Annotated in this window: 19 protein-coding genes and 3 pseudogenes; 15 read left to right on the forward strand and 7 right to left on the reverse strand. The window is 53.2% G+C overall.

The features are described 5' to 3' along the window. Window positions 1-4: 4 nt before the first annotated feature. Together rfbA and EGT36_RS17740 are read left to right on the forward strand one after the other, a co-directional pair. Window positions 5-892: a glucose-1-phosphate thymidylyltransferase RfbA gene (gene rfbA / locus EGT36_RS17735; RefSeq protein ID WP_125270731.1), complete on the forward strand. Its 888-nt coding sequence runs from the start codon at window positions 5-7 to the stop codon at window positions 890-892. A gap of 261 nt (window positions 893-1,153) precedes the next feature. After that, window positions 1,154-2,476 carry a UDP-glucose dehydrogenase family protein gene (locus EGT36_RS17740; RefSeq protein WP_125271411.1) on the forward strand — a complete coding sequence of 441 codons (1,323 nt, stop codon included), beginning with the start codon at window positions 1,154-1,156 and terminating at the stop codon, window positions 2,474-2,476. Window positions 2,477-2,699: 223 nt separating this feature from the next. Here the strand turns inward: EGT36_RS17740 and EGT36_RS17745 are convergent. Continuing rightward, window positions 2,700-2,894 (reverse strand): annotated as a pseudogene (locus tag EGT36_RS17745) (ATP-binding protein); the annotation flags it as partial. Between the two features lie 165 nt (window positions 2,895-3,059). Between EGT36_RS17745 and EGT36_RS17750 the strand changes: the two are divergent. Further along, window positions 3,060-4,208, forward strand: a complete 1,149-nt coding sequence (locus EGT36_RS17750; RefSeq protein ID WP_125270732.1) for an IS110 family RNA-guided transposase — start codon at window positions 3,060-3,062, stop codon at window positions 4,206-4,208. A gap of 254 nt (window positions 4,209-4,462) precedes the next feature. Here EGT36_RS17750 and EGT36_RS17755 read toward each other — a convergent pair. Next, window positions 4,463-4,828, reverse strand: a pseudogene (locus tag EGT36_RS17755) (DDE-type integrase/transposase/recombinase); the annotation flags it as partial. Between the two features lie 113 nt (window positions 4,829-4,941). Between EGT36_RS17755 and EGT36_RS17760 the strand changes: the two are divergent. Further along, window positions 4,942-5,301, forward strand: coding sequence for a transposase (locus EGT36_RS17760; RefSeq protein ID WP_244455650.1), 360 nt, complete (start codon window positions 4,942-4,944; stop codon window positions 5,299-5,301). Beyond that, window positions 5,298-5,642: an IS66 family insertion sequence element accessory protein TnpB gene (tnpB, locus tag EGT36_RS17765; protein ID WP_125270734.1), complete on the forward strand. Its 345-nt coding sequence runs from the start codon at window positions 5,298-5,300 to the stop codon at window positions 5,640-5,642. The genes EGT36_RS17760 and tnpB (EGT36_RS17765) overlap by 4 nt, the downstream gene beginning before the upstream one ends. A 216-nt stretch (window positions 5,643-5,858) precedes the next feature. Here the strand turns inward: tnpB (EGT36_RS17765) and istB are convergent, their stop codons facing one another. Both istB and istA read right to left on the reverse strand, forming a co-directional pair. Then, a complete protein-coding gene (istB, locus tag EGT36_RS17770; RefSeq protein WP_037095010.1) occupies window positions 5,859-6,752 on the reverse strand; it encodes an IS21-like element ISRel5 family helper ATPase IstB in 894 nt (297 codons plus the stop codon). Next, complete coding sequence (gene istA / locus EGT36_RS17775; protein WP_125270226.1) at window positions 6,749-8,254, reverse strand: IS21 family transposase; 1,506 nt, start codon at window positions 8,252-8,254, stop codon at window positions 6,749-6,751. Before istA ends, istB begins: the two co-directional genes overlap by 4 nt. Window positions 8,255-8,499: 245 nt before the next feature. Here istA and EGT36_RS17780 point away from each other — a divergent pair, with 245 nt between their 5' ends. Both EGT36_RS17780 and tnpC read left to right on the forward strand, forming a co-directional pair. Then, window positions 8,500-10,008 (forward strand): integrase catalytic domain-containing protein, encoded by a 1,509-nt coding sequence (locus tag EGT36_RS17780; RefSeq protein WP_125269942.1) that lies wholly within the window; start codon window positions 8,500-8,502, stop codon window positions 10,006-10,008. 74 nt (window positions 10,009-10,082) lie between these two features. Further along, a complete protein-coding gene (gene tnpC / locus EGT36_RS17785) occupies window positions 10,083-11,600 on the forward strand; it encodes an IS66 family transposase (RefSeq protein WP_502697445.1) in 1,518 nt (505 codons plus the stop codon). Between the two features lie 28 nt (window positions 11,601-11,628). Here tnpC and EGT36_RS17790 read toward each other — a convergent pair. Beyond that, window positions 11,629-12,199, reverse strand: a pseudogene (locus tag EGT36_RS17790) (transposase); the annotation flags it as partial. Window positions 12,200-12,403: 204 nt separating this feature from the next. Between EGT36_RS17790 and tnpB (EGT36_RS31330) the strand changes: the two are divergent. Continuing rightward, window positions 12,404-12,607 carry an IS66 family insertion sequence element accessory protein TnpB gene (gene tnpB / locus EGT36_RS31330; RefSeq protein ID WP_157951665.1) on the forward strand — a complete coding sequence of 68 codons (204 nt, stop codon included), beginning with the start codon at window positions 12,404-12,406 and terminating at the stop codon, window positions 12,605-12,607. Here tnpB (EGT36_RS31330) and EGT36_RS17800 read toward each other — a convergent pair. Further along, the gene (locus EGT36_RS17800) at window positions 12,599-14,779 is read right to left on the reverse strand and encodes a class I SAM-dependent methyltransferase (RefSeq protein ID WP_125270736.1); all 2,181 of its coding nucleotides are present in this window, start codon (window positions 14,777-14,779) and stop codon (window positions 12,599-12,601) included. The genes tnpB (EGT36_RS31330) and EGT36_RS17800 overlap by 9 nt on opposite strands. A 712-nt stretch (window positions 14,780-15,491) precedes the next feature. Between EGT36_RS17800 and EGT36_RS17805 the strand changes: the two genes are divergently transcribed. The 4 genes from EGT36_RS17805 to EGT36_RS17820 are packed head-to-tail and all read left to right on the forward strand — an operon-like array spanning window position 15,492 to window position 19,722. Beyond that, window positions 15,492-15,842: a hypothetical protein gene (locus tag EGT36_RS17805; protein WP_125270737.1), complete on the forward strand. Its 351-nt coding sequence runs from the start codon at window positions 15,492-15,494 to the stop codon at window positions 15,840-15,842. Continuing rightward, window positions 15,839-17,722: a rhamnan synthesis F family protein gene (locus EGT36_RS17810; protein ID WP_125270738.1), complete on the forward strand. Its 1,884-nt coding sequence runs from the start codon at window positions 15,839-15,841 to the stop codon at window positions 17,720-17,722. The genes EGT36_RS17805 and EGT36_RS17810 overlap by 4 nt, the downstream gene beginning before the upstream one ends. Window position 17,723: 1 nt before the next feature. Continuing rightward, the gene (locus EGT36_RS17815) at window positions 17,724-18,593 is read left to right on the forward strand and encodes a glycosyltransferase family 2 protein (protein WP_107341857.1); all 870 of its coding nucleotides are present in this window, start codon (window positions 17,724-17,726) and stop codon (window positions 18,591-18,593) included. A 43-nt stretch (window positions 18,594-18,636) separates the two neighbouring features. Then, window positions 18,637-19,722, forward strand: a complete 1,086-nt coding sequence (locus EGT36_RS17820; protein ID WP_125270739.1) for a glycosyltransferase family 61 protein — start codon at window positions 18,637-18,639, stop codon at window positions 19,720-19,722. 28 nt (window positions 19,723-19,750) lie between these two features. On the opposite strand, the gene EGT36_RS17825 is transcribed toward EGT36_RS17820, so the two are convergent. Next, window positions 19,751-21,148, reverse strand: coding sequence for a BNR repeat-containing protein (locus tag EGT36_RS17825; RefSeq protein ID WP_125270740.1), 1,398 nt, complete (start codon window positions 21,146-21,148; stop codon window positions 19,751-19,753). Between the two features lie 702 nt (window positions 21,149-21,850). Here EGT36_RS17825 and EGT36_RS17830 point away from each other — a divergent pair. Genes EGT36_RS17830 through EGT36_RS17840 form a run of 3 tightly spaced genes read left to right on the forward strand, consistent with a single transcriptional unit; the run spans window position 21,851 to window position 25,106 of the window. Beyond that, window positions 21,851-22,738 carry a class I SAM-dependent methyltransferase gene (locus EGT36_RS17830; RefSeq protein ID WP_234823822.1) on the forward strand — a complete coding sequence of 296 codons (888 nt, stop codon included), beginning with the start codon at window positions 21,851-21,853 and terminating at the stop codon, window positions 22,736-22,738. A 49-nt stretch (window positions 22,739-22,787) separates the two neighbouring features. Further along, window positions 22,788-23,819 (forward strand): hypothetical protein, encoded by a 1,032-nt coding sequence (locus EGT36_RS17835; RefSeq protein ID WP_107341540.1) that lies wholly within the window; start codon window positions 22,788-22,790, stop codon window positions 23,817-23,819. 24 nt (window positions 23,820-23,843) lie between these two features. Beyond that, window positions 23,844-25,106, forward strand: a complete 1,263-nt coding sequence (locus EGT36_RS17840) for a KpsE/RkpR family capsule polysaccharide export protein (protein ID WP_125270741.1) — start codon at window positions 23,844-23,846, stop codon at window positions 25,104-25,106. The last annotated feature ends 5 nt before the right edge of the window (window positions 25,107-25,111 follow it).

The following is a 25,111-nucleotide window of genomic DNA, read 5'->3' on the forward strand; positions in this document are numbered from 1 at the left end:
ACGAATGAAGGGCATTATCCTCGCCGGCGGAAGCGGCACGCGGCTTCATCCGATGACACTGGTAACGTCAAAACAACTGATGCCGGTGTATGACAAACCGATGATCTATTATCCCCTGTCTACGCTGATGCTGGCTGGGATTCGCGATATCCTGATCATATCCACCCCCAACGATTTGCCGAAGTTTCAAGCGCTTCTGGGCGACGGCTCGAAATGGGGAATTTCCCTCTCCTATGCTGAACAGCCCTCACCAGATGGTCTGGCGCAGGCTTATATTATCGGCGCTGATTTCATCGGCGACAGCCCATCCTGCCTCATTCTAGGTGACAACATCTTCTACGGTCATGGAGTCAACGAGCTTTTCAAGACCGCCATTGAGCGAAACGATGGCGCTACTGTTTTTGCCTACCATGTCAGCGACCCGGAACGTTATGGTGTCGTTGAATTCGACAAAAAGATGAGAGCACTCTCGATAGAAGAAAAACCGTCCGAGCCTAAATCGAACTGGGCTGTGACCGGTCTTTATTTTTATGACAAGGACGTGGTCGATATCGCCGCCAACCTCAAACCTTCCGCACGCGGCGAGCTTGAGATAACCGATGTCAATCGAATTTATCTCGAACGCGGAAAATTGTCCGTACAAAAGCTCGGACGCGGTTTTGCCTGGCTTGACACCGGCACACCCGACAGCCTCCTTGATGCCTCCGAGTATGTCGCAACCCTCGAGCGACGTCAGGGCTTCAAAATATCTTGTCCCGAAGAGATTGCCTTTCGACTTGATTTTATTAGCGCGGAGCAATTAATTCGCCTCGCTGATTCCTATCGAAAAAGTTCGTACGGGCAATACCTCTTTAGAATCCTTGAGGAATCCAAATCGACAAGCTCACTATGACTCGGCATGCCTTGGGTTGACCTCCATACAACCAAATTTGGAGCTTCGATGAAGATATTGCCATCCCGTCCGATCGTTGACTAACAGCAAAGTGCATCGGTGTCGTACGCTGAATGCTGCCTGATTAGGAATGCGCAAATATAATGGACGGAAACGTCACAATGTTTTGCGTATTGCTTTCCTCTCAGAAGGAAGCATTTCCGCATCGGAAATCATGGCAGTCGTGCGCCTTTAAAGTAGAATTATAACGTGGTTTGAATGATGAAGATTGTGATGATCGGTTCGGGTTATGTCGGCCTTGTGTCGGGCGCGTGTTTTGCAGATTTCGGCCATGACGTGGTTTGCGTCGACAAGATGCCGGAAAAGATCGAAGCCTTGAAAAATGGCCATATCCCGATCTTCGAGCCGGGTCTGGAGACCATCGTCGCCAACAATGCCAAAGCCGGGCGGTTGAGCTTCACCACCGATCTTTCCGCCGCCGTTGCCAAGGCCGACGTGGTCTTCATCGCGGTCGGCACGCCTTCGCGGCGCGGGGACGGCCATGCCGATCTCGGTTATGTCTATGCAGCGGCAAAGGAAATTGCCCATGCGCTGGATGGTTTTACCGTAATCGTCACCAAATCCACCGTTCCCGTCGGCACCGGCGACGAAGTGGAACGAATTATCCATGAGGAAAACCCCTCGGCCGATTTCGCCGTGGTTTCCAACCCGGAATTTCTGCGTGAAGGTGCGGCGATAGAGGATTTCAAGCGGCCGGACCGTATCGTCGTCGGCCTGTCGGATGAACGTGCCCGGCCGGTCATGACCGAGGTTTACCGTCCGCTCTATCTCAACCAGTCGCCGCTGCTCTTCACCACAAGACGCGCTTCCGAACTCATCAAATACGCCGCCAACGCCTTTCTGGCGATGAAGATCACCTTCATCAACGAAATGGCCGATCTGTGCGAAAAGGTTGGCGCCAATGTGCAGGATGTCTCGCGCGGCATTGGCCTCGATGGCCGAATCGGCCCGAAATTCCTGCATGCCGGCCCCGGTTATGGCGGCTCCTGTTTTCCGAAGGATACGCTGGCGCTCGCCAAGACCGCGCAGGACTATGATGCGCCGGTGCGGCTGATCGAAACCACCATCGCCATCAACGACAACCGCAAGCGCGCCATGGGCCGCAAGGTCATCAACGCGGTGGGCGGCGACGTGCGCGGCAAGAAGATCGCCGTGCTAGGCCTCACCTTCAAGCCGAATACCGACGACATGCGCGACAGCCCGGCAATCGCCATCATCCAGACCCTGCAGGACGGGGGCGCGAAGGTGGTGGGTTACGACCCGGAAGGCATGGCGAATGCCCGCCATCTGATCGAGGACATCGATTACGCAACCGGGCCTTATGAGGCTGCGGAAGGCGCTGACGCGGTGGTCATCGTGACGGAGTGGAACCAGTTCCGCGCCCTCGACCTGCCGCGCCTCAAGGCGATCATGAAAAGCCCCGTGCTGGTGGATTTGCGCAATATTTACCGCCTTGATGAAATAGAGGAACAACGTTTCCAATATGAAAGTATCGGGCGCCCTGTCAAAGCCAAGGTAACTTGAGGCTCCGAATAGATGGAGGGTATGGTAAGCGTCGTTTTAACCCACCTTCCGGATCATCTTGTGATTGACGATGTTGAACCTGAATTGAGGGCCTAGGCATAGGCCGATTTCAGGCCTCACGCATAAAAGCAAGGATGACGTGTTGGTTTTCACGCGGAACTGAGCCGGTTTTTCCACCGAGAAGTGAGCCACCTCTGAGTATGGTTTTCTGATCAGGCTTTGGTCAAGGGATTGGCTTTTCTCCTCTCTTCTGTGCGGCTGCAGCCGAGCTGGTTTTGAATCGAAAGCAGTCGTTTCCGGTTTCGAGGATGTGACAACGATGGGTCAAACGGTCGAGCAGAGCGGTCGTCATCTTGGCATCGCCAAAGACGGTGGCCCATTCCCTGAAGCTGAGGTTGGTGGTGATGATGACGCTGGTGTGGAGTGCACCCCATTTCACCGGACAAGTCGGCTAGATTGATTTAGCCCTGATGAACTGCCGAGGGGAAGCCATCTTGAGCGCGGAATGGGGATGGATTTCGTTGTAGATGCTATGGAGGAGCCGCCCGGCTCATCCGCTTCATCGACAACGAGGAGGCCTCCGATGAACGAGAACGCCAAGTCCAGTGTGTCAGTATATGCAGCCATTGAGCTGAGCAAATCAACATGGCTAGTTGCGGTGCTTTCCCCAAGCTCAGATCGCGTGAAGCTTCGCCAGGTTCGTGGTGGCGATACCGAAGCGCTTGTCGCGATGTTAAACCGCACGCAAGCGGACGCAGCGCAGATAGATGGTCGCCCTGCAGAGATCGTCGTTTGCTTTGAGGCCGGATATGACGGCTTCTGGCTAGCGAGGTTCTTGCGGAAGCGAGGCATTCGTACGTCTGTGCTTGACTCCACCAGCTTCTTGGTCAACAGGCGAAGCCGCCGTGCCAAAACAGACCGGCTAGATGCAGAGTCCATGGTCCGAATGTTCCGATCTTTCGACCAGGGCGACAGAACAGTGTGCCGCGAAGTTCGTGTTCCCACGCCGGAGGAAGAAGATGCCAAACGCCTCGACAGAGAACGTCTGCAGCTTTCAGCCGAAAGGACCCGCCACGTGAACCGTATTCGTGCCCTGCTCAATCTTCACGGTATCCGCGAGGTCAAGGCTCTCTGGGGAGGCGACTGGCGCAAGTGGCTACAAGTGGTCAGAACAGCCGATGACCAACCACTCGGCAAATTCCTTGCAGCAGAACTAACGAGGGAGTTCGAACGCCTGGAATTGGTCCACGCCCATATTCGCGATCTCGACCGCGATCTCGAAGACGGTTTGAAGGACTGTACTCTCGGCATTCCCAACGTCGACAAGGTTTACCGCATCGCCACGCTTAAGGGTATCGGCAGGCTGAGCGCCGTACTGCTGGTGTCTAAGGTGTTCCACCGCCAATTTGCCAATCGAAAGTGTTTGGCGAGCTTTCTTGGTTTGGCACCGAGTCCGTATGCGAGTGGTGCTGTGAAGCATGATCAGGGGATCAGCAAAGCCGGTAACCGCTTCGCCAGACGGCTGCTCGTTGAACTCGCGTGGTGTTGGCTGAGGTATCAGCCGGCAAGCGCATTATCCCAGTGGTACCGTAGCTCTTTCGGGGCGGGTTCGGGCCGATCTCGCAAGATTGGCATCATCGCTCTCGCTCGAAAGCTCGCGGTCGCCATCTGGCATTTTGCTGAAGACGGCCTTGTCCCACAGGGGGCGTCGCTGAAAGCGGACGCCTCATAACAGTTCCAAGCGCCGACGAGCGACTGGAAAGAAGAGCGGCTGTTGAGATTGAAGTTGGTCCGGATAACGTCCGCCGTGTTGTAGTGTGACACCGCTCTTCAGTACTGCTTGGCCCCCATGAATGGGATCGTGGTTGAGGTCGGACCCTCGCCGAATACAAGTCGATGCGCCGAGTGCGCCAGTAAGCCAATGCAGCCCAGTCACAAGTTCAAAGGATACGCCAATGAATGCTTGACAGAACCACCTTCATACAAGTCCTCGATCCATCCGTCGATGAGCCGGAGCGCTGTTTGGGCGTCCGGTAGACCTGATATCCGAATATAGTCCCGCTTCAACGTTTTGACGAAGGCTTTCGACATGCCGTTCGACTGCGGGCTGGCGAAGCAGGGCGTTAGATTGAGTGCTTGCGCAAACAGCCTCGTGTCCCGCGCCGTATAGGCTGAACCATTGTCAGACAGATGCTCGATAGCATTCGGGGCTCGGGTTGCATGGAAGCGTTTCTCGACCGCCTCCAGCATCATGTCGCGGACGTCCGAGCCGGATATTCCGGGGTTGGCGAGCGCTGTCCAAGCGATGATCTCCCGGTCGAAGGCGTCGATGATAAAGGCGAGACGAATGACCTGTAAGCGACAAGCAGACCCCATCTGGCAGTGCTGATGGAGATCACGCTATGGCAGGCATCTGATTTCTCTGACTGTGAGGATCTATGTCTACGCCTACGGCTAGCCCTAGAATGATCCATATGATTGAGGCGGTAACGGATCGACTTGAGGGTTCTCCCCGCCAGTTGCGGCGTTTCTGGTTTGACGAATTTAAGGTCGAGGCCGTTGGGGAAGCTTGCCGGCCTGGAGTGAATATCTCGGCGATCGCACGACGGATCGGCATTACGCCCTCTCAACTCTACCGGTGGCGGCGAGACCTTCTGAACGAGAGCGAGCCGGACCATGTGGCGTCGGCTGAAAGTGGACAGAGATCGATCATCGGGGTCAGCTCTGTCGTCGAGGTGGTCATCGGCGACGTTGTAATCCGGGCCGCTGCTGATATCGACGAAGCGCATTTGCAGCGCGTTACCCGAGCGGTACGCTCGGCATGATCCCGTCAGGCGTGAAGGTCTTCCTTGCGAGCCATCCGATCGACTTCCGCAAGGGGCCGGACAGCCTGCTTTCGCTGGTGCGGGACGCTGGCAGTGATCCGTTCAACGGAGCGCTCTATGTCTTTCGGGCGAAACGAGCGGACCGGATCAAGATCGTATGGTGGGATGGCTCGGGCGTCTGCCTTTATGCCAAACGGCTAGAGAAAGCTCAGTTCTGCTGGCCACGTATCGGCCACAGCCGCGTCCAGCTGAATCATGCCCAGCTTCTGGCTTTGGTGGATGGTATGGACTGGAAGCGGGTGCGATCGGCGCCCGCCAAGCCTCCCGAGATTGTTGGGTAAAACCACTGCGGCGAAGTGAATCAGGTACCTAAAACCGCGGGCGGATCACGGCAAAATATGCTCTGATCTGACCCATGATGCGACCAGAGATCGAGCTCCCGGATGATGTAGAGGCCTTAAAAGCTATGGTTCTCGCCATGGCCGAAAAGGCAGCCCGCGTCGAAGCTATAGCGCGGCGATTAGGATGAGACGCGGGCGACAATCTGGATGAGATTCTTAGGTCGCGGTCGGGGTCAGATTATCATGCTGATTGTCGCTGACAAGTTCTTCGTCATTTTCTGATTGCCGCTCCGCGACAGACAGCGTTGAGGTCCTGATTGTCGCAAACGAAGCGGGTCGGCCTCGCTGGCGCTTTTCCTCAAGTGCTGCTCTGCGGCGATAGCTTTCGACATTCATCTCGAAGATCGTGGCATGGTGCACGAGCCGGTCGACTGCGGCGAGTGTCATGGCAGGATCGGGAAAGACCCTGTTCCACTCTCCGAACGGCTGATTGGCGGTGATCAGGATCGACCTGTGCTCGTATCGGGCCGAGATCAGTTCGAAGAGCACACTTGTTTCCGCCTGGTCCTTGGTGACGTAGGCGAGGTCATCGAGGATGAGCAGGTCGTATTTGTTGAGTTTGTCGATGGCTGATTCAAGCTGGAGTTCTCGACGGGCAACCTGAAGCTTCTGCACAAGATCGGTGGTTCGGGTGAACAGGACCCGCCATCCGTTCTCAATCAGCGCGAGACCGATGGCAGCAGCAAGATGGCTCTTTCCTCCGCCGGGCGGACCGAACATGAGGATGTTCGCTCCCTTGGCGAGCCAACTGTCGCCGGCGGTAATTGCCATGACCTGGGCCTTCGAGATCATAGGTACAGCGTCAAAGGCGAAGCTGTCCAAGGTCTTTCCAGGCGGCAGGTGCGCTTCGGCGAGATGCCGTTCAATCCTGCGATTTGCACGTTCTGCCAGCTCGTGCTCGGCAATAGCCGACAGGAATCGAGCTGCTGGCCATCCTTCCCGGTCCGCCTGCTCGGCAAATTGCGGCCAAAGCGTTTTAATTGTCGGCAACCGAAGTTCGTTGAGCATGATACCGAGCCGTGCTTCATCGATGGCGTGTGCGTTCTTCATGCGGCTTCTCCCGTCCCGATCAGGGCCTCATAACCGTTAAGCGATGCGAGTTGCACATGAACGGTCGGCAGCTTGGCCGGGTCCGGACCGAAGAGCGCTCGCATGGCAGCCAGGTTGGGTAACTCACCAGCATCGAGTGTCCTGGCCAATTCTTCGGCAAGTTCGCGTTCGCAGCCGCGGTCATGCGCCAGTGCCAGAAGCTCAACGGTGATCTTGCAAGCCTGCTTATCGGGAAGATGTTCGGTCAGGGCCTCGAAGGCCTTGCGATATTCTTCTCGCGGGAAGAGCTTGTCGCGATAAACGAGGCCACGGAGCGCCATCGGCTTTTTACGCAGGGAATGGATGACGTGGTGGTAGTTGACGACCTGGTCGTGTCGCCCGTCAGCGTGGCCACGTCCCCGGCGCAACGTCATCAGATGCGTACCGCCAACGAAGACATCCAGCCGATCGTCGAACAGGCGAACTCGTAACCTGTGGCCGATCAGGCGGGACGGCACGGTGTAGAAGACCTTGCGCAGGGTGAAGCCGCCCGTCCGGGACACAGTGACAACAATCTCCTCGAAGTCCGTGGTCCGGCGCTCAGGCAGCGACTGCAGATGGGACCGCTCTGCATCGATACGCCTGCCATGGGCAGCGTTGCGACGGCTGACGATCTCGTCGACAAAAGCGCGGTAAGAACCGAGATCGTCGAATTCCTTGGTGCCCCGCATCAGCAGGGCATCGTGAACAGCGTTTTTGAGATGACCATGCGAGCTTTCGATCGAGCCGTTCTCATGCGCGACACCTTTGTTGTTGCGCGTCGGGGTCATCCGATAATGGGAGCAAAGCTGATCGTAACGGTGTGTGAGATCGACCCTGGCGTCGGCATCGAGGTTGCGGAATGCCGCCGACAGGCTGTCGCTGCGATGATAAAGCGGCGTACCACCCACGGACCACAGGGCATTTTGAAGTCCTTCGGCCAGCGCGACGAAGCTTTCCCCGCCGAGAATGACATGGGCGTGTTCGAAGCCCGACCAGACGAGCCGAAAGTGATAGAACAGATGATCAAGCGGCTGGCCGGCGATCGTTACACCAAGGCCGCTGGCGTCGGTAAAATCCGAAAGGCCCAGTCGGCCTGGCTCGTGCGTCTGGCGGAAGATGACCTCCTGCGCTTCGCCATTGACAGCACGCCACGACCGGATGCGTCGTTCAAGCGTACGGCGGATACCTTCAGATAGTTCTGGATGTCGGCGCAGCATCTCGTTGTAGACGGCGACGGCACGGATGCCAGGGGCGGCCTTCAGCAGCGGGACGACTTCAGTCTCGAAAATCGGCTCGAGGGGATCAGGGCGGCGACGTCCACGCGGCGCTTTGCTCTGAGATGGTAGGTGTACCTTCTTGTCGAGGCGGTATGCCGTGGCTCGGCTGATCGACGCTTTTGCCGCGGCGATCTCTACGGAATGCGTTTGTCGGTACTTCATAAAGAGTCTCATCTGATGATCGGTTAAATGGCGACCCGGCACAAACTGGTTCTCCAATCCAGAAAACCGCAAATGTACCGGACCGACCGCGATCTTGAGACGCCGAAAATCTGCGCCACGCCGGGGTATGACTACGATCGGGCTACGCCCTCACTTCGTCACACCCCGGCGCAAGTCTCATCCTGATTGACGCTGAATCCGCATTGCCTCACTAGAAATGTTCCCTGATTGTTGGCCGTTGCCTCATCTGATTTGCTCCCAGCATTTGTGGGTGCGGAGCAAATCAGATGAGGCTGATCAGCGTGACGACGAAGAAGGAATTGGTTGCTGCTCTGGCAAAGCGCTATGCGGCCGGAAAGCGGGAGGAAAAATCGCGGATCCTCGATCAGTTCGTTTCGATTAGTGGGATGCATCGCAAACACGCGATGCGTTTATTGCGGGGGGCGGATAAGCAACCGCAATCGCGAACGCGGGCGCAGATTTATGACGAGGCGACCCGACAGGCTCTTATTGTTTTGTGGGAAGCCTCCGACCGCATCTGTGGCAAGCGATTGAAGCCCTTGCTGCCAATTTTGATCTCATCGATGGAACAACATAGCCATTTGAGGTTAGACGATCAGGTCCGCACACTTCTGCTACAGATGAGTGCGGCTACCATCGACCGTGCATTGAAAAGCGTGCGAGAAACAGCAGGCGGCCGTCGACGCCGACGTTCCGTTGCTTCATCAGCATTGAAGCGGAGTATCCCAATTCGAAAATTCTCCGACTGGGGTGATCCCCCACCTGGCTTCATCGAGGCCGATCTGGTGTCGCACTCCGGTCCCAACGCACGCGGCAGCTTTATTCAAACTCTTGTCCTTACAGATATTGCGACCGGTTGGACCGAATGCGCCCCTCTGCTTGTTCGCGAACAGAAGCTTTTGACGGAAGTTTTGACCGAGCTTCGCCGCGTAATGCCCTTCCCGTTGCTTGGCTTTGATACGGACAATGATAGCGTATTCATCAACGAGACAATCAGGGACTACTGTATTGATTCAGATATAGAATTCACTCGCTGTAGGCCATATCGTAAAAATGATCAGGCTTATGTGGAGCAGAAAAACGGATCGGTCGTCCGCCGCATTGTTGGCTATCATCGGTATGAGGGAGTTGAAGCTGCGGCAACACTTGCAGAGCTTTATCGTTCGGTGCGCTTGTTCGTGAACTTCTTTCAGCCGTCGTTTAAGTTGCTCGAAAAGCAGCGAAACGGAGCGATGGTCAAGAAGCTCTACTCTTCTCCCGCGACGCCACATCAACGGATTTTGTCGGATGCAAGGACGGGACTGGAGGTACGCGACCGCTTGGTGCGCATGAGCGAACAACTCGATCCTGTAACGCTTCTCCGAAACATTCGTGCAGGACAACAGCGGCTTGCCGACATTGTGCATCAGGGAACACCCTTAAGCGAAGTTCCTGATATCGAGAGCTTTTTACGAAGCCTGCGTATCGCGTGGACGGAGGGCGAAGTTCGTCCGACCGCGAAAGCAAAGCCAAAACTAAAACGCGAGCGACGGCGGCCTGACCCGCTGGTTAACGTCACGAATGATCTTTACAGTTGGTTTGAAGCAGAGCCATGGAGAACCGGCCGCGAGCTACTAGAGCGACTTCAAAGCATCTATCCCGGCGAGTATCCTAATGGACTAATCCGTACGGTGCAACGACGGGTGAAAGGTTGGCGTCGCGATCGCGCGCATAGAATGATATTCGGAAACGAGCCTGGCGAAGATGAACAACAACCAGAGCTCAGCAGGGCATAGGGAGCATTCTGGTGAGGCAATATGCTATCCGTTCGGGAGCATTCTTCGATGAGGCAATACGAATCTCACCTTGATTGCCGCTATGCATCGAAGCTTTGGAAAAGCAGGTTGATGACCTCGAGGCCCGGAACGCTGACGCCGACGAACGCATCGAGCGGCTGACGCAAATCCTGAAGGCTTTTGATCGGGCCCGCTTTGGACGGCGTTCGGAAAAGCTGAAACCCCCGGTTGACGACGAGCAGCATGCCTTTGTCTTCGAGGAGATCGAGACCGGCATTGCGGCGATAAAAGCCCAGGTCACGAAGGGCCGCGGGAATGCGGACGGCAAGCGTGCACCACGGCCACGCAAGGGCTTCGCGCCGCATCTTGAGCGCGTCGAGATCGTGATCGAGCCGGAAGAGTTGCCAGAGCATGCGGGCAAGCAGAAGATCCTGATCGGCGAAGACGTCTCCGAACGGCTCGATGTCGTCGCAGCCAGGTTCCGTGTTATCGTCACGCGTCGTCCCAAGTACGCTTTTAGGAACGAGGACGGCGTCATCCAGGCCGCGGCTCCCGCACACATCATCGAAGGCGGCATTCCAACAGAAGCACTTCTGGCCCAGATCGCGGTCTCCAAATATGCCGATGGCCTTCCGCTCTATCGCCAGGAAGCGATCTACGCGCGTGACAAGGTCGAACTTGACCGCAAGCTCACGGCCCAATGGATGGGCAAGTTGGGGTTCGAACTCGACATCCTTGCCGATTACATCCTGAACGAGATCAAGAAGGCGGAGCGGATCTTTGCCGATGAAACGACCTTGCCGACACTTGCGCCTGGGTCCGGGTCGGCAAAGACAGCATGGTTATGGGCTTACGCCAGGGATGACCGCACCTTCGGAGGCAGCGGTCCGCCGTTGGTGGCCTATCGCTTTGAAGACAGTCGAGCGACGGAGTGCGTCGCACGACATCTGAGCGGCTATCGCGGCATCCTGCAGGTTGACGGGTATGGTGCTTACAGCAAGCTTGTCCGCAAGGATGTAGGCAACGACGGCGTTGTCCTGGCTGGCTGCTGGTCACATAGCCGGCGGAAGTTCTACGAATTGCACGCGGCGAAGAGCTCGAAGGTGGCCACAGAGACGGTCGAGCGTATGGCGAGGCTCTGGGAAATCGAGGAAACCATCCGCGGCCAAAGTCCCGAAGCTCGTGTCGCAGCGCGTCAGGAAAGTTCGGCGGCGATCGTCCGTGACCTCTTCACACTCTGGCAGGCGACCCTGCCGCGGGTGTCGGGTAAATCCAAACTCGCCGAAGCTCTCCGGTATACCATATCGCGTCGCGACATTTTCGAGCGCTTCCTGACCGACGGCCGCGTCGAGCTCGACTCCAACATTGTCGAGCGAGCTATCAGACCCCAGGCCATCACCAGGAAAAATAGCCTCTTCGCTGGCAACGACGGCGGCGGCAGGACCTGGGCGACGATCACGACGCTCCTGCAGACAGCAAAGATGAATGCCGTCGATCCGCAAGCCTGGCTTACCCAGACACTTGAACGCCTCGCAAATGGAGGGCCCAGCAGCGATATTGACGCGCTCATGCCGTGGAACTACGCCCCCTGAACGGTCCCAGCTTGTCGCTTACCCTTTCGCGATTGAGGAGCGCGGCGATCCGCCGATAGCCATAGGTTGGCCTTTGATCCACCAGCCTGCGGATGGCGGGCAGAAGCTCTGCATCCTCGGCCTTATTGTATGGGCCACGCGGCTTTGATCTGCCTTTCAACCGTTCGATGAGGTTGGAACGGGAGACGCCCAGCGTATCTGCGACGGCCTTCATCGCGAACCGTCCTTCGGCAATAAGATCGGCCGCGATATCCGTTTTTATGAGTCCGCTTTGGAAAGGGCTCGCGGAGGATTTCGACCTCCATCGTCTTGCGACCGAGCATGCGCTCCAACTCCCGGACGCGGTCCTCCAGTTTCTTCACTTCCGAATTTCCGACAACCGGCTCGTCAGAATCCACGGCTGCAGCACCTCCTTCGCTCAAGAGCCTGCGCCACCGATAAAGCAAATTGGGCGCGACGCCATGACGGCGAGCGGTCGAAGATACCGTCTCGCCGGGTTCGAAACTCTGCTCAATGATTGCCAGCTTTTGCTCGGTTGCACACCGCCTGCGGCGAACATCTCCCGTCAGCAATTCAACGTGTCGATAGTCGTTAGACATAAGCCTATACCCAAGCCTGTGCCTGAGCCTTTCTGCTTATGCCGACTGTCCGGTCGAAATGGAGGGCAGTTCACGTTCCTTTCCCGGCCAGGAAAATGCACCGAAAAACTCTAACCACAAACGGTCCAGTTTGAAGGTTCAGATCATCGTCATTGCGGCCATGAAGGCATCATCGTGATTGGTCCATTCGACGCTGTTAAAGTCATGATCGCCACCAAGACGGTCGACTTCCGCAAGGATGCGGAGGCATTGGCTGCGCTGCTAAAGGCTGAGATGGGAGCCGATCCATTCTCCGGAACAATCTACCTGTTCCGACCCCAAGCGAACCGACTCAAGTCCATGCCATCGACGAGCGTCACAAGGCGCGCACGGTTACCAGCTGGAAGGGCTAAGATCACCTCACTCTAAGTTCGAGTTCATCGGACGCGTTTTATTTCTCAAGATATGATCCTCTACACTTATCAATCTGCCGTTCGGATAGCGGCCTTCTCCGGCACCATGTTCAATATAGTGGCGAATGGGATCTATACCTGCCTTATAAATGTCCACGTAATAGTTACGATACCACTCAGAATCGAACAGACCGGAGCCCCGTAGTAAGCTGATTTTACGCTTAAGACGCCGTTCCTTTGGGAGGAATTCCCAAAACGCTGGCAACTTTAAGGTTTCCAGTATTGTGCGCCCTATCTCCCGTCCGACCTCTGTACTGAACTGCGGCAGTGATGTTACTTGTTCCTCTTTCTCGAGCAACAACTGTGTCAGCGTCGACACCTCGACAGAACGCTCTTGAGCCTGCGCGTCACTTTTAGCTTTAGCCCTCTGAAGTTCTTCGCGCCTCTCGCTTTCTTTTTTTCTCTCCGCTTCCAACTCGGAGATTATCGTTTTGCTCTCTTTCAGTTCAGTCATATATTTCGAATTCGCCGCGTTCAACTCCTCAATTGTAGTTAGATGTACTTGATTTTGCTCTATGTTCTCCAAGTGAGCAGCTTGAACGCGCTTCGCATCCTCGAGTAGAAGGTTGACATGATCCCTAAGAGAGTCGGCAATTTTTTCATGCTGCGCTTGGTTTTGTGCAGCAACTTTCAACTGGCGGCGTAAATCCATGAGCTCGAGAGCGTTTTGCTCCGTCTCATGTTGACGCTGCTCTAAAGCACTCGTGATTTCAGCCAGCCGATGCCCGAGTTTTTGGTTCTCTGCCCAAGCCTGTTCTTTCGCCTCCGTTGCAGCCGCGTAACGAGCCCGATAATCATGCAGTTCTTGTTGCAAGGTCGACAAATCGTGACTCACTACTGATAATTGTTCTTCCAAGCCACGGATCATCACCTCACGTTCATCGGCTATCGCCGCCAACTCACCGCGTCGCCATTCTGTATCAGAACGCGCCTTCTCAATCTCCTTCAGTGTTTCGTTTTTTTGGCGAATTTCCTCACGCAGACGATCGGCATCTTGCTCGACCTCATTTGATCGTTGTCTAACACGCGAAAGCTCGTCCTCAAGCTCCCGTACAACCTCCTGACGGCTGGTATTTTCCTGCTGCAATTCTGCTATATTGGTTTCCAATTCCCGCATGTTCCGCTCGGCACCAGAACGCTCTGTCTCTAAAATTTGCACAAGCGCTTGATAGTCATCCTCTCTCCGGCTTAGATCGGCTAAATTTGCGTCCAGCTGTTTTTTGATAATGTTAGCGTCTTGCGCTTCTCCGACGAGCTTTTGTACGTCAGCCGCCAGCGCAGCGTTCTTCTGGTTAGCATCACGCAGTGCTTTTTCGCGCTCTTCGACCGCATCCTCTAATTCTTTGATCCGTGCTATTTTCGGGTGAAGCTCGTTGTTACGATGCGAATCCAAGCACGCCTTTCCTAAGCTTGCGAACAAAAGATGAATATCCCTTCGCCGCCTGCCGTGACGCTCGGCTTCGAAAAGCCACTGAAGCTTCTCCGGGACGTTTTCACCCATTGAGACAACACCTAATCCGTGTCCGTGAAAAAATTCGAAAGCAGGATATTGTCCCCTTAACTCCTGAAAAAGGCGAAACACACCAAAGTTGCGCTCCCTCACATTAGTGTCGTGAAGCAGAATGATGCCTCTATTGGACATCTTAGGAAGCCACTTCTCAAAATCATTTTTTACCGCATCGTATTCGTGGGAACCATCAATGTGAAGAAGATCAATACTCCCGTCACTGAAGTAATTATTAGCCTCATCAAACTCTTGCTTGAGCAGCGTCGAGAATGCGCCGTAATTACTTTCATTGTACTCTTTAACCCGTTGGTAAACGTCTACGCCGTAGGTCCCAGCGTGCTCATCACCAGTCCACCGATCAATCGCGAATGCTTGTGCGCCTAAGTCGAGCTTGTCTAGCGCTTGGCAGAACGCAAAATAGGACGCACCCCAGTGCGTGCCTAGTTCAACGACCAAAGCGGGCCTCAAAGCTTCTGTCAGCCAAAAGGCGAAGGGAATGTGTTCTATCCACGCCGACTGGTAAAGGTACTTGGGACGCATGTAAGCGTAGCTTCCAAGGGGAACAAGCTCTGCACCTTCTGAGGGATTGGGAGATGTATGTTGGTTCACTACACTGCTCATACTAGGCTGTCCGCTCTCATATCAAAACAAATTACCCTGCACTTTTCGATGAAGACAAATTGGGAAAAGGCTCGTAATTCGATATTAGGTTTACCGCTAAAGCTAGATATCAAATTCAGATATTATCCGCAATTCTCTGCCCGAAGGGTTACGGACACCTTCTTCATAATTTTGACGCACAAAGAGCATCATCCGCAAATCGAGTTTTAACGAAGAATTCAAGCGCGACGCTATACATCAAATCGCTGAGCAAGGCTATCCGGGGTTGGGAGGCTTCACCAGGGCTGGGGCGTCAATCAGCACACGCCTTACGAGTGGAAAAGGAAGTTTGCTGCGTTCAACAGCAAGCGTAACGACGAGGCAGAGGAGATCATGCGGCTGACGAACAAATTGGCTCGCTACCTTGTCAGCAAGGTAAGGGCGAGTCGAGAAATTCCGTTGATGGGGCCGATTGCTGTCTTAGCGCTGAATGCGTCGTTCAAATTGAAGGTTCGAACTTAGTGGATCCTGATGTAGACCGCGAAAGCAACCATTGGGGAGGCGATGATTAGAGAATAAGTATCGACATCTCATCTGCGATTATACAACCTCAGCACCCCACGAGTCGAGGCGGATTGTAACTTGACTCTACCATTGCGTGCCATTAGCTGTCCTGTCGGGAGGTTGGGGCAATAGTTGTGGCTGAGGGCATAGGTAGCAGCGGGGACGTTTGATGAGTTTGATCAGTAAAGACGATGTCGCAATCATCAGATCATCTGGGATGTTTGATGAGAAATGGTATCGTGAGCAATACCCAGATGTAAATACCTTGGGGATGGACCCGATTGAGCATTACCTCTGGATAGGTGAGCGATTAGGACGAAAGCCTAACGCCGAGTTTTCCCCCGAGTCATATCTCTCAATGAACCAGGATGTTCTGGCGACTGGGTATCCAGCCTTCCTTCATTATGTTAAATATGGGCGTATAGAAGAGAGAGAAACAGTAGCAATTAAGTCTGTAAAGGCTAATATACGACAGGCACCAGCTGCGCCCCCCCTCCCATTCAACCCAAAATTACTGTGAGGGGACCCGATTCCACCCTTATAAGTGCTTCCGGGCTGTTTGACGAGGCATGGTATCTTTCCCAATATAGTAAAGATGTAGGAGATGAGGATCCGATTCTTCATTACTTGCGTATTGGGGCAACACTCGGATTTGACCCAAGTCCCGCCTTTTCATCCAGTTTATACTTGGAGATTTACCGCGACGTTAGAGCGGCGAGGAGGAATCCTCTTTTACACTATATCCAGCACGGTGCTATTGAAGGCCGTTCACCCAAACCAACTGCTCGCCAAAATAACCTGGGGCTACTTCGTTACTCTCCAGCTGAAGCGGGAACGCCTAAAACCATTCTTGAATTTGACGCGCCAGCCTCCCCCGTGCCGGGAATTGATCGCGAGAAAATCGCGCTTCACGTGCACCTGTATTTTTCCGAAATGGCCGAAGAGATTACTCAGTATCTAATGAATATTCGGCATCCATTCACGCTTTTAGTATCAGTCCAAGAGGACGAAGATTCAGAGGCTTGGACGACCTTTTTCCTGAGCAGGTTACCATCCGTTACTAACGTGATTGTTCGAAACTTTCCAAATAGGGGACGCGATGTCGCTTCTTGGATAGTCGGCTTTTCGGACGCCTTGAACGATGCAACTTTGTTTTGCCATGTCCATACGAAACGATCCACGCACAATCGGTCGCATAATGGTTGGTTTAGGTACTTATGCCATACTGTTCTTGGTTCTGTTGGCGTTGTCGATGGCATACTTAATATTTTCACAGCCGATGAGCGAGTAGGTTTTGTTGCACCATGCTATTTCTGGACATTGGCCGATCAGCCGAACTATGGAAAAAACAAGGAGATAGTTGAGAAGCTTTATAGGCGCTTAACTTCCGATCCTCTTCCGGACCAGTGCCCCGACTATCCGGCCGGATCATTCTTTTGGGCGAGAACGTCTGCGCTGAAGCCGCTTCTTGATCTAGGTCTAAAACTTGAAGATTTCGCTGAGGAAGAGGGGCAAAAGGACGGCACTGTGGCGCACGGTATTGAACGAGTTATAGGCTTATTGCCAGCTCTGACCGATACTGAATTGCACCTCGTGACGGTCGACGTTGCATATGATCTCGTGCGCCACTTTGAGAGTTATCGTACCAAAGTCGCCCCTTCCATACGTGCGCCGAAGAAAAATGCACGGCTGCGCGAAGATAAAGTGGCGTTATATTCGTGCGTTTCTGGCGCGTATGAAACCATAATTCCCTTAATTACTAACCCTGGAAAAGTTGATCGGGTTATTTTTACGGACGCTCCTGCTGAGGTTCCTTCTGGGTACGTTAACAGAATAAGTAATTACGTTAGCCATATACCCGTTAGGACAGCGCGTTTTGTGAAAACGCATCCTCATGTGTGGTTCTCGGATTACGATTATGCGGTGTGGTCCGACTCGAATGTGCACTTTTTCGGTGATCTCTCTGAATACATTGATCGGCTCGAAGACGCGGAGGCCGATTGCGCGTTCATCCCTCACCCAGTTCGCGAGACTTACCTGGAAGAAGCGAAAACTCTTGTGGAAAAGGGTGTCGTCCCTAGTGAAGCAGTGGAGCGCCAAACCAGTCGGTATTCCAAGGACATTCGGGTCGCTAAGTCACGTTTGATTGAAACAAATTTCTTCATTTGCCGCCCTAAATCACCGAGGGTGGCAAAATTTATGTCGCTGTGGTGGAGGGAAATTAATCGTTTCACGCACCGAGACCAGCTCAGCGTGAACTATGCAATCGAAAATTCTGGCCTAAGATGGATTGAATTACTTCCATCCGGGCGATCAGTGCGCGAACATCCAGATTTCATGCTTTTTAGTCATAGGCATCATGCTCGTCAGCGCATGATTAACATATTCCGAGGATTCTAATATGGTGCACGATGTTATTGTTTGTGTTCATAACGGACATGACGACGTAGCAAACTGCTTGGAAAGCCTCATCAAGCATTGGAGTGCCGGCCTCCAACGTCTAATAATCGTGGACGACAAGTCTGATCAAGCAATGGTCTCAATGCTTCAAAAGTTCGCTGCGGAACGCGACTTTGTAACTATAATTCGGCTAGACGAGCAGCATTATTACACAAAAGCCGCGAATAAAGGACTGGCGGAAAGCTCGGCGGATATTTGTACTCTTCTGAATAGTGATACTATCGTTACAGAGGGATGGGACCAGCGGATAAAAGCCACGTTTAAAGCTTTTCCACAAGTTGGAATAGTCGGCCCACTTTCTAATGCCGCGAGTACACAATCTTTACCGTTCGTAAAGAGTTCCGCAAATCAGACTGCAATTAATACGCTCCCACCGAGTGTTACGATTGATGAATTTGCCTCTTTCGTTCGTAAGGAGGCCGCCGGTCTGACTTTTCCTTTTGTACCGCTAGTCCATGGCTTTTGCCTTTCGATTAGTAGAAAGGTAATCGAGGCTATCGGATATTTCGACGAAGAGGGTTTTCCGCGTGGTTATGGCGAAGAAAATGATTATTGTTTCAGAGCGGATGATGCGGGGTTCATTCTTGCTGTAGCTCTCGACACCTTCGTGTACCATGTGAAATCAAAGAGCTACTCTTCACAAGACCGAGTGGCGTTTATGAATGCTGGATCGAAAATGTTCGCAAAAAAGCACGGTACGGAGAGAATTCGGCAGGCGATTCAGTACATGGAAGGAAACCCTCATCTTCAAGCGATGCGAAATGCAGTTTTAGCCAAATGGCCTAAGCATTACGGAAGCCTGGAGGTATGACGCAATCTACAATGGGGTTCTATTTGTATAGGGGGGGGATTTGATGCAAGTTCCAGCAGCACCGACGGAAGGCGTCGCTGACATTGGGGTGGCTCGCACTGTTGCCCAGTACACGAACACAAATGCGGAGATCCTTCATTGGCGTCGCGGGCCGTCTTTTGAATTAGATATAGGCACGGAGGGAGCTCCCCTCAAACGCATTGACCCTCCAGTGACATACTTGGTGAAGTTGCGAAATGTCGTCTGCATCGCTGGGCAGGTCTTGCTTGCCGAGGACGGTAGGATATTGCCGGATAGTTTTCGTAGAAGCGATACGACTTCTCCTCACCCGCACTCAAAATTACAAGGAGATGGCTTTCTCCCTACTCGACACGTCAACGACGCAGTTGATATGCAAGAGCCAGTTTATTACTTGGACGGCGAGCAGGCTTCGCACTTCGGCCACTGGACCCTTGAGGTCCTTAGTAGGCTGTGGCCTTTATTGCATGATCGATCACTTACGAAACTTAAGTTTATTACGTCTTCCAAACTTGTAGAGCACGTAAAAACGGTTCTGATGTCACTTGGCGTCCCTGAACAAAATATAGTTTATTTCAGCAAACCGGTTCGATGCCGAGAGATTTATATCGCCAGCCAAGGCTACGTTCTCGATCGAGCAGCCTCGGAAGAAGTTTACAATCTTTGGCGCGAAATAGGGTCTAAATTTATAAAGATTGGCACACCCGAGAGGCTTTATGCGAGCCGCATGAGGTTTCACAAGCAGAGGAATTTGCTTAATGAGAATGAAACTTCTGATGTATTCCAGCGGCTAGGTTTTTCTATAGTTTCTCCGGAAACACTTAGTGTTAAGGAGCAAATAGAAATTTTTGCGGGAGCCAAATGCATTGCCGGTCCATCCGGCTCCAACGTCTATGGAGCTATTTACTCGCAACACCAAGGCAGGAGATTGTTTGTTTCTCCAGAAAAATTCGTTCTTCTGAACGACCCTTTAATTGCACATGCGACGCACAGCAAGCTAAGGGTCGTGACAGGAACGACCATTCGGGCAGAACGAGGTCCGATGCTTGACGACTGGAAGCTTGACATTTCAGCCGTAGAGCGAGCCGCAAAAGATATGTTTGAATCTTAGTCCGGCCCAGAGACGCTTCTCCTCCATACTACGGTATGAATATGAGGGGTGACGGGGGTGGGGCGCATGCGGTCGGTTGCTTCAATGTACATTTTCGCGGACTGTCGCGATTAACCCCTTGGGAGAAGTAGATTATTGAGCCTGCCGTTTTTTCCGCTGATCCATCAACTCGGACGCTGCGCGAGTTTCTGCGAATATCGGCGAGGCCTTGAGGTGGTGAAATATGGAGATTACGGCCTACAGCAGGTTTAGTGTCGGACTTGGGCGCGTCGACAACTCTGAGGGTATCTGTTTCGAACGAGATAAGCTTCTGTTTTTCTCCGGGGAAAGCAACGGTTATGCGTCCTAATTCTCCACGGTAGACATATAGATCCCCTATTGTTGGCAAATTCGGAACTGACCCGCCACCGGCGATAACATTTCGTTGCTCTGCGGTCGCGATGATTGATTGGTGCCACCCGTCCCGAGACGGAGATGCCAGAACAATGCTGTTTTTTCCATCTGGACCGTATTTTGTGTAAGCAACAATCGGCTTCCCGCCAGTCGTGATGCCTACTCGAGCTGCGTTGACCAACCCCTTGCCTTCCCCTGGAGCATCGATCATGTCGCTGTTGCCCGGATTCATCGGTGGTGTGATTGGCTGCCCATTATGATCTTCCCAATGAATAAAATCCCGCGTTCGGGCATAGGTGATGGCATAGTTGCTGGCAACATCAGACGTGCGGCGCCAGACGGCGGCGATGTGAATAAAACCGTCTTGGTATACGCGAAACGGAGTCGGATAGGCGCTTGTGGGCGAACTATCCCACACTGAAGAAAATATCGGGCCATCCAGCGTTCTTTTCCATTTTTGGTCATCGCGGACATTAACAACCCACTCCCCGTTTCCGCTGTCACCGCTCCTATAGGCAAAATAAAGCTTGCCGTCAGAGCTATTGATGAAGTTAGGATAAGTGACCTTTTTTTCGTCGCGTCCAATCATCGGAGCAAGGGTGATGTCTTTGATACTGTCCGAACTGGCTGCGGCTCCGTAAACGAGAGGGCTGGAGTGCATGTTGCCAGCAACGTGGAGTTGCCCGTCGCCATCAAATGCAAGTGCAATAATGTTGTGACTGTCCCACCCCGCGTACTGTGATGTTAGTCGGGTGCGACACACAATTCCGGAGGCGGAATCGAATTGCGCCACAGCGAGCCACCTGTCTGCATCGTAGTAACCAAAATAGGTTTTTCCGTTCCGAGCGACAGCATCAAAAGTTACCGTTGCCCCTGACCACACCTTGTCGATTTCAACGCCGTTTAGCCCGTCGCCGACGGGGATGCTAATACTGGGTCCACACACGGATGTATCGGCCTCGACGTTCCCTGTTGCAAGTAACATCACAGATCCAACCAGAAACCAGCGCTTAACGAGAAATGCTTTGGCCAACTGTTAATCCTTAGAATATTCGATTGATCGGGACTTGTTTATGGAGGCTTGATGGCTTCAAGTTAGCAAAGATGGATAAATGCATCAAAAGAAAACGAAGAGAGCCCAGCGTGTTCAATTTGGGATGGCTCGCCCTTCGGAGAACACGTCAATAAGTGGAAAATTCCAGTTCCAAATGGCCTAATTTATCGGGGGTAAGTCAATAGGCCGAAGCCTTGCGCAAATCTGGTTAGCCTGACGAAGCTCGCGGTTATTCCGCTGAAGGATCTCATCTTCTCGGCCGTGTTAACCGACAAACCTGCTCGGATGTCGCTAATGCCCCCGTCTTCTTCACTTATTCACGCACCACGGCAGGGAGCAGAATCGTGTCTGGAGCAGATGTTCTGCATCGTGATCCAAAACCACTCGTATCGCACGCTCACGGACTTCAAGCTAAACTTGTTCGGCGTTCTGCTTGTCATAGATCCCACTCTCACGAATTGAGGTCTCCGGCAAATTCGTTGCCGATCAGAATATCACCGGTTAAACAACCTGAGCATGTCCGTTTTTTTAGCAACTACGCTGCGTCTTCAGAAAGACAATTGATTGTGGCCGTTCCAAGGTGGTATCCACTGCTATCCAGCAAATGTATTCGCTTTGAATTCGTTGCCCGATCACGCAACTTATCACTAGGCGGGTTTCAATATAACAGACGGGAACTCGATGAAAATCTTTCCTTGGACGCTACCCAAGTCTGCATCAGTTTTGAAGCGGCTTTCCTCCTACAAATCCGATAGAACGGTGCAAGAGCTTGCGGACCTCAACCAGAAGAAAACGAACGCTGACGTTTTCACGCAATTTGAAATGCGGCATCCCCATCACCAAAATGCGATTGACGCGTTACCTGGGTGGAGTTCGTCCTTTCCGGTCCCCGGTCTAGAAGCTGGGACCATTCCACTTTTTCAGGACGGGAGGATATTGTCGGCTCTGAAAGCCTACGGGTCGGTCGAAGGGGCTGAAGTCCTTGAAGTCGGCCCACTTGAGGCAATGCACACCTTCATCCTGAATGGCCGACGCCCGGCCAACATCGATGCTATAGAAGCCAACCAGTCCTGCTTTCTGCGGTGCCTCGTAACGAAAGAAATCCTGAAACTTGACAGGGCCTCTTTTTACTTGGGCGACATCCAAAAGTGGCTTCAGGAAACAGAAAAAACCTACGATTTCGCCCTTGCCTCTGGTGTCCTTTACCATATGCCGGACCCTGGAGAGTTCCTTCACCTGCTCTCCCAGCGCGCAAAAGCGGTTTTCATCTGGACACACTTTTTCGATGATGATGCGATGCCATCTTCTGACGTTCGGCGTCGCCCTTTCAGCGGTCGCGTAGAACGTCGTTCGGTGGCCGGGATTGATCTTCATTATCACGAGAGAAGTTATCAGAACGCGGACCAGAATGCTTCTTTTTGTGGCGGCATGAAAGATCGCCATTTCTGGCTTGAAAAAAACGAGATTCTAGCGCTTTTGGAACGTTTGGGCTATTCAACAATTGAAATTCAGGCGATAGACAATGAGCATGCTGGTGGTCCTTGTTTTTCAGTTTTTGCCAGACGATAAAGTCCGGGGAGACGGCTTGCTCGAGTGGTGAAGATGCGGACTTGGTCGATTGCTTTTCAACGTAGAATATGATCATGGCACCGTCATCGAGGGATATCTGATCCCCGATGGCTTCTCTGATGAAGCAACAATTGTCGTTACAAAAGACGACAACACGAACGTCCTAATTCCCTGCGACCAACCCAAACCGGGCGTTGTTCATGCTGGACGACACGCAACGGGTGTGGTTGGTTTCCGGATAGACAAGACCCGGATACCAGATCTTGTGTCGCAACGTCGACTGTCCATTCGGGATGAAAAAACTGGCCTATTGATTTATCGCCGCCCACCAGTTGATAATCCGGTACAACATAAGCTTCTGCGGCTGGAACTCAGTATATTGCCGATGATGAAGTTTGACGCCTACTGCGGCCAACATTTCCAGTATGCTATATCCAGCGTCGAGCGCTTCGGACACGAAACGACCATGCAAGCCTTTCATCTGAATGCTGCTTCGTCCGTTTATATCAGTGGCAGGCTGTTGTTGCGCAACTACGAAGATTTCCTCGACAAGGGCTTCCAAGCGATCGCTGACATTCCCGACCCCTATTACGAGATGGCATGCCGGCTTTTTATACTCAATAGACTAGCCAAAGGTCCTGTGAACTTCCTCGGTGATCGCGACCGCCTCATCCTCTCGCCCGCAGTCGAACATTTTGCGAACTTGAATCTGGAAGATGATAGAGCCATCAAACGCGCCCTTCAAAAAGCACCTGACAAGGTTCGTCGGGTACTTATCTCCCCAATCACACATCAATTCGTCTGTACACATCCTGAGCAACGCATAACACGTCGTGACGTGGCCCCGGCGATAGGCGCACTTGCCCGATTCACTGTTATTGGCCACGGAGATGCCGATGCACACTTCCAACATGCCGTTGGCGAGCTATTTTCCGTGCCGCCAATGGATGTTCCCGTTACGAGCAAGCATTCTGTCCTCACGGATATCGCCTTGCGGCTTCGGCAAATGCCTATTGCAGAAGTGATGCTGGAGGAAGATCTCATCTTCGACCACTATGTACGCAAAGCGGTTCACGGCTGACGTCGGGTTGCAGGGATGATTGACATGATGAGAAAAGTCGAACAGCAGGAAAAAGCAGAGCAAACCCCGTTAGAGCTCCATGAGACGCCGCAGCGAACAGGGTGGCTTCGCCTCTTTGACTCCGGGAAACGACGTCTGCTGGCCAAGACATCACCGCAGATCGATGTCGAAGGGAACGAAGAGCCGGCAGTCCAGCCTGGAGGTAAACTGCCATGGTCTTTCATTTCTTTTATGCTGCTCGTTTTGATCCCTTTCATCGCTTCGCTGGTTTACTTCATATTCATCGCATCTGACCAATATACATCGGAAGCACGTTTCGCCGTGCGATCGTTGACGGACGACGGAGCGGACGACCGGCTTGATGCCGGTATTATGGGCATGCAATCGTCCTCGCAGGACGCCTACGTCGTCACTAGTTTCATTCATTCAGCGGAGATTCTGCGCCGCCTGGAGGGCAAGATTGACTATCGCGCCATTTTCCAGCGCGCCGATGCGGACTTCGCGGCCCGGTTCAACCCGGAGAATTCGCATGAAGAGTTCCTTAAGTACTGGATGAAGCACGTCGTCGTTTATATCGATGGTCCTTCCGGCATCGTGATATTAAAAGTTCAGACTTTCAGGCCAGAGGATTCGGTCAATCTCGCCAAGGCTATCCTTGATGAAAGTGAAAAACTGGTCAACGAACTGACGGTTCGCGCACGGGAAGACATGATGTCCGGTTTTCGGCAGGAAGTCGAACGGACAGATCGGCTCTATCAGGCGGCGCTTGAGAAGCTAAACCGTTTTCAGCAAGGCGCTGGGCTATTGAACCCGACAGAACAGGCACAGCAGAAAGGCACTCTTCTTACTGGGCTACTGGGGAGAAAACTTGAGATGGAAAGCCAGCTCTTTGTTCTGCGCCAGTCGAACAAGACGGAGTCTCCACGCTACCGTCAGTTGGTTCTCGCCCTTGAAAGCGTCCGTCAACAGGTCGATGACATGCGTGCGCAAATCACCGGCGGCGCCGACGCTTCCCTCGCCAATGTCATCACAAGTTTTTCCGCAGTCGAAACCGACCGGATCGTCGCGGAGAAACTCTATGAAGCTGCGCGGCGCAACTACGATCAGGCCTTCGCTGCCGCAGTCCGGAAAGCGCTCTACCTGACGGTCTTTGTTAACCCAGCCATGCCCGAAGAAGCACTTTACCCGCGGCGTTTCCTTTCCCCTGTCCTGATTTTTCTTGGCCTGCTCACGGCTTGGACAATCCTCTCGCTCGCCTGGGCATCCGTTGAAGACCACCGGTTATAGGACAG

It is taken from the genome of Agrobacterium sp. FDAARGOS_525 (assembly GCF_003938925.1).
Lineage (GTDB): Bacteria > Pseudomonadota > Alphaproteobacteria > Rhizobiales > Rhizobiaceae > Agrobacterium > Agrobacterium pusense.

Excerpts from the sequence above, each read along its gene's own strand:
- rfbA (WP_125270731.1), top strand. The coding sequence starts at position 5 with ATGAAGGGCATTATCCTCGCCGGCGGAAGCGGCACGCGGCTTCATCCG.
- EGT36_RS17740 (WP_125271411.1), top strand. The coding sequence starts at position 1,154 with ATGAAGATTGTGATGATCGGTTCGGGTTATGTCGGCCTTGTGTCGGGC.
- EGT36_RS17750 (WP_125270732.1), top strand. The coding sequence starts at position 3,060 with ATGAACGAGAACGCCAAGTCCAGTGTGTCAGTATATGCAGCCATTGAG.
- EGT36_RS17760 (WP_244455650.1), top strand. The coding sequence starts at position 4,942 with ATGATCCATATGATTGAGGCGGTAACGGATCGACTTGAGGGTTCTCCC.
- tnpB (WP_125270734.1), top strand. The coding sequence starts at position 5,298 with ATGATCCCGTCAGGCGTGAAGGTCTTCCTTGCGAGCCATCCGATCGAC.
- istB (WP_037095010.1), bottom strand. The coding sequence starts at position 6,752 with ATGAAGAACGCACACGCCATCGATGAAGCACGGCTCGGTATCATGCTC.
- EGT36_RS17780 (WP_125269942.1), top strand. The coding sequence starts at position 8,500 with ATGAGGCTGATCAGCGTGACGACGAAGAAGGAATTGGTTGCTGCTCTG.
- tnpB (WP_157951665.1), top strand. The coding sequence starts at position 12,404 with ATGATCGCCACCAAGACGGTCGACTTCCGCAAGGATGCGGAGGCATTG.
- EGT36_RS17800 (WP_125270736.1), bottom strand. The coding sequence starts at position 14,779 with ATGAGCAGTGTAGTGAACCAACATACATCTCCCAATCCCTCAGAAGGT.
- EGT36_RS17805 (WP_125270737.1), top strand. The coding sequence starts at position 15,492 with ATGAGTTTGATCAGTAAAGACGATGTCGCAATCATCAGATCATCTGGG.
- EGT36_RS17815 (WP_107341857.1), top strand. The coding sequence starts at position 17,724 with ATGGTGCACGATGTTATTGTTTGTGTTCATAACGGACATGACGACGTA.
- EGT36_RS17820 (WP_125270739.1), top strand. The coding sequence starts at position 18,637 with ATGCAAGTTCCAGCAGCACCGACGGAAGGCGTCGCTGACATTGGGGTG.
- EGT36_RS17830 (WP_234823822.1), top strand. The coding sequence starts at position 21,851 with ATGAAAATCTTTCCTTGGACGCTACCCAAGTCTGCATCAGTTTTGAAG.
- EGT36_RS17840 (WP_125270741.1), top strand. The coding sequence starts at position 23,844 with ATGATGAGAAAAGTCGAACAGCAGGAAAAAGCAGAGCAAACCCCGTTA.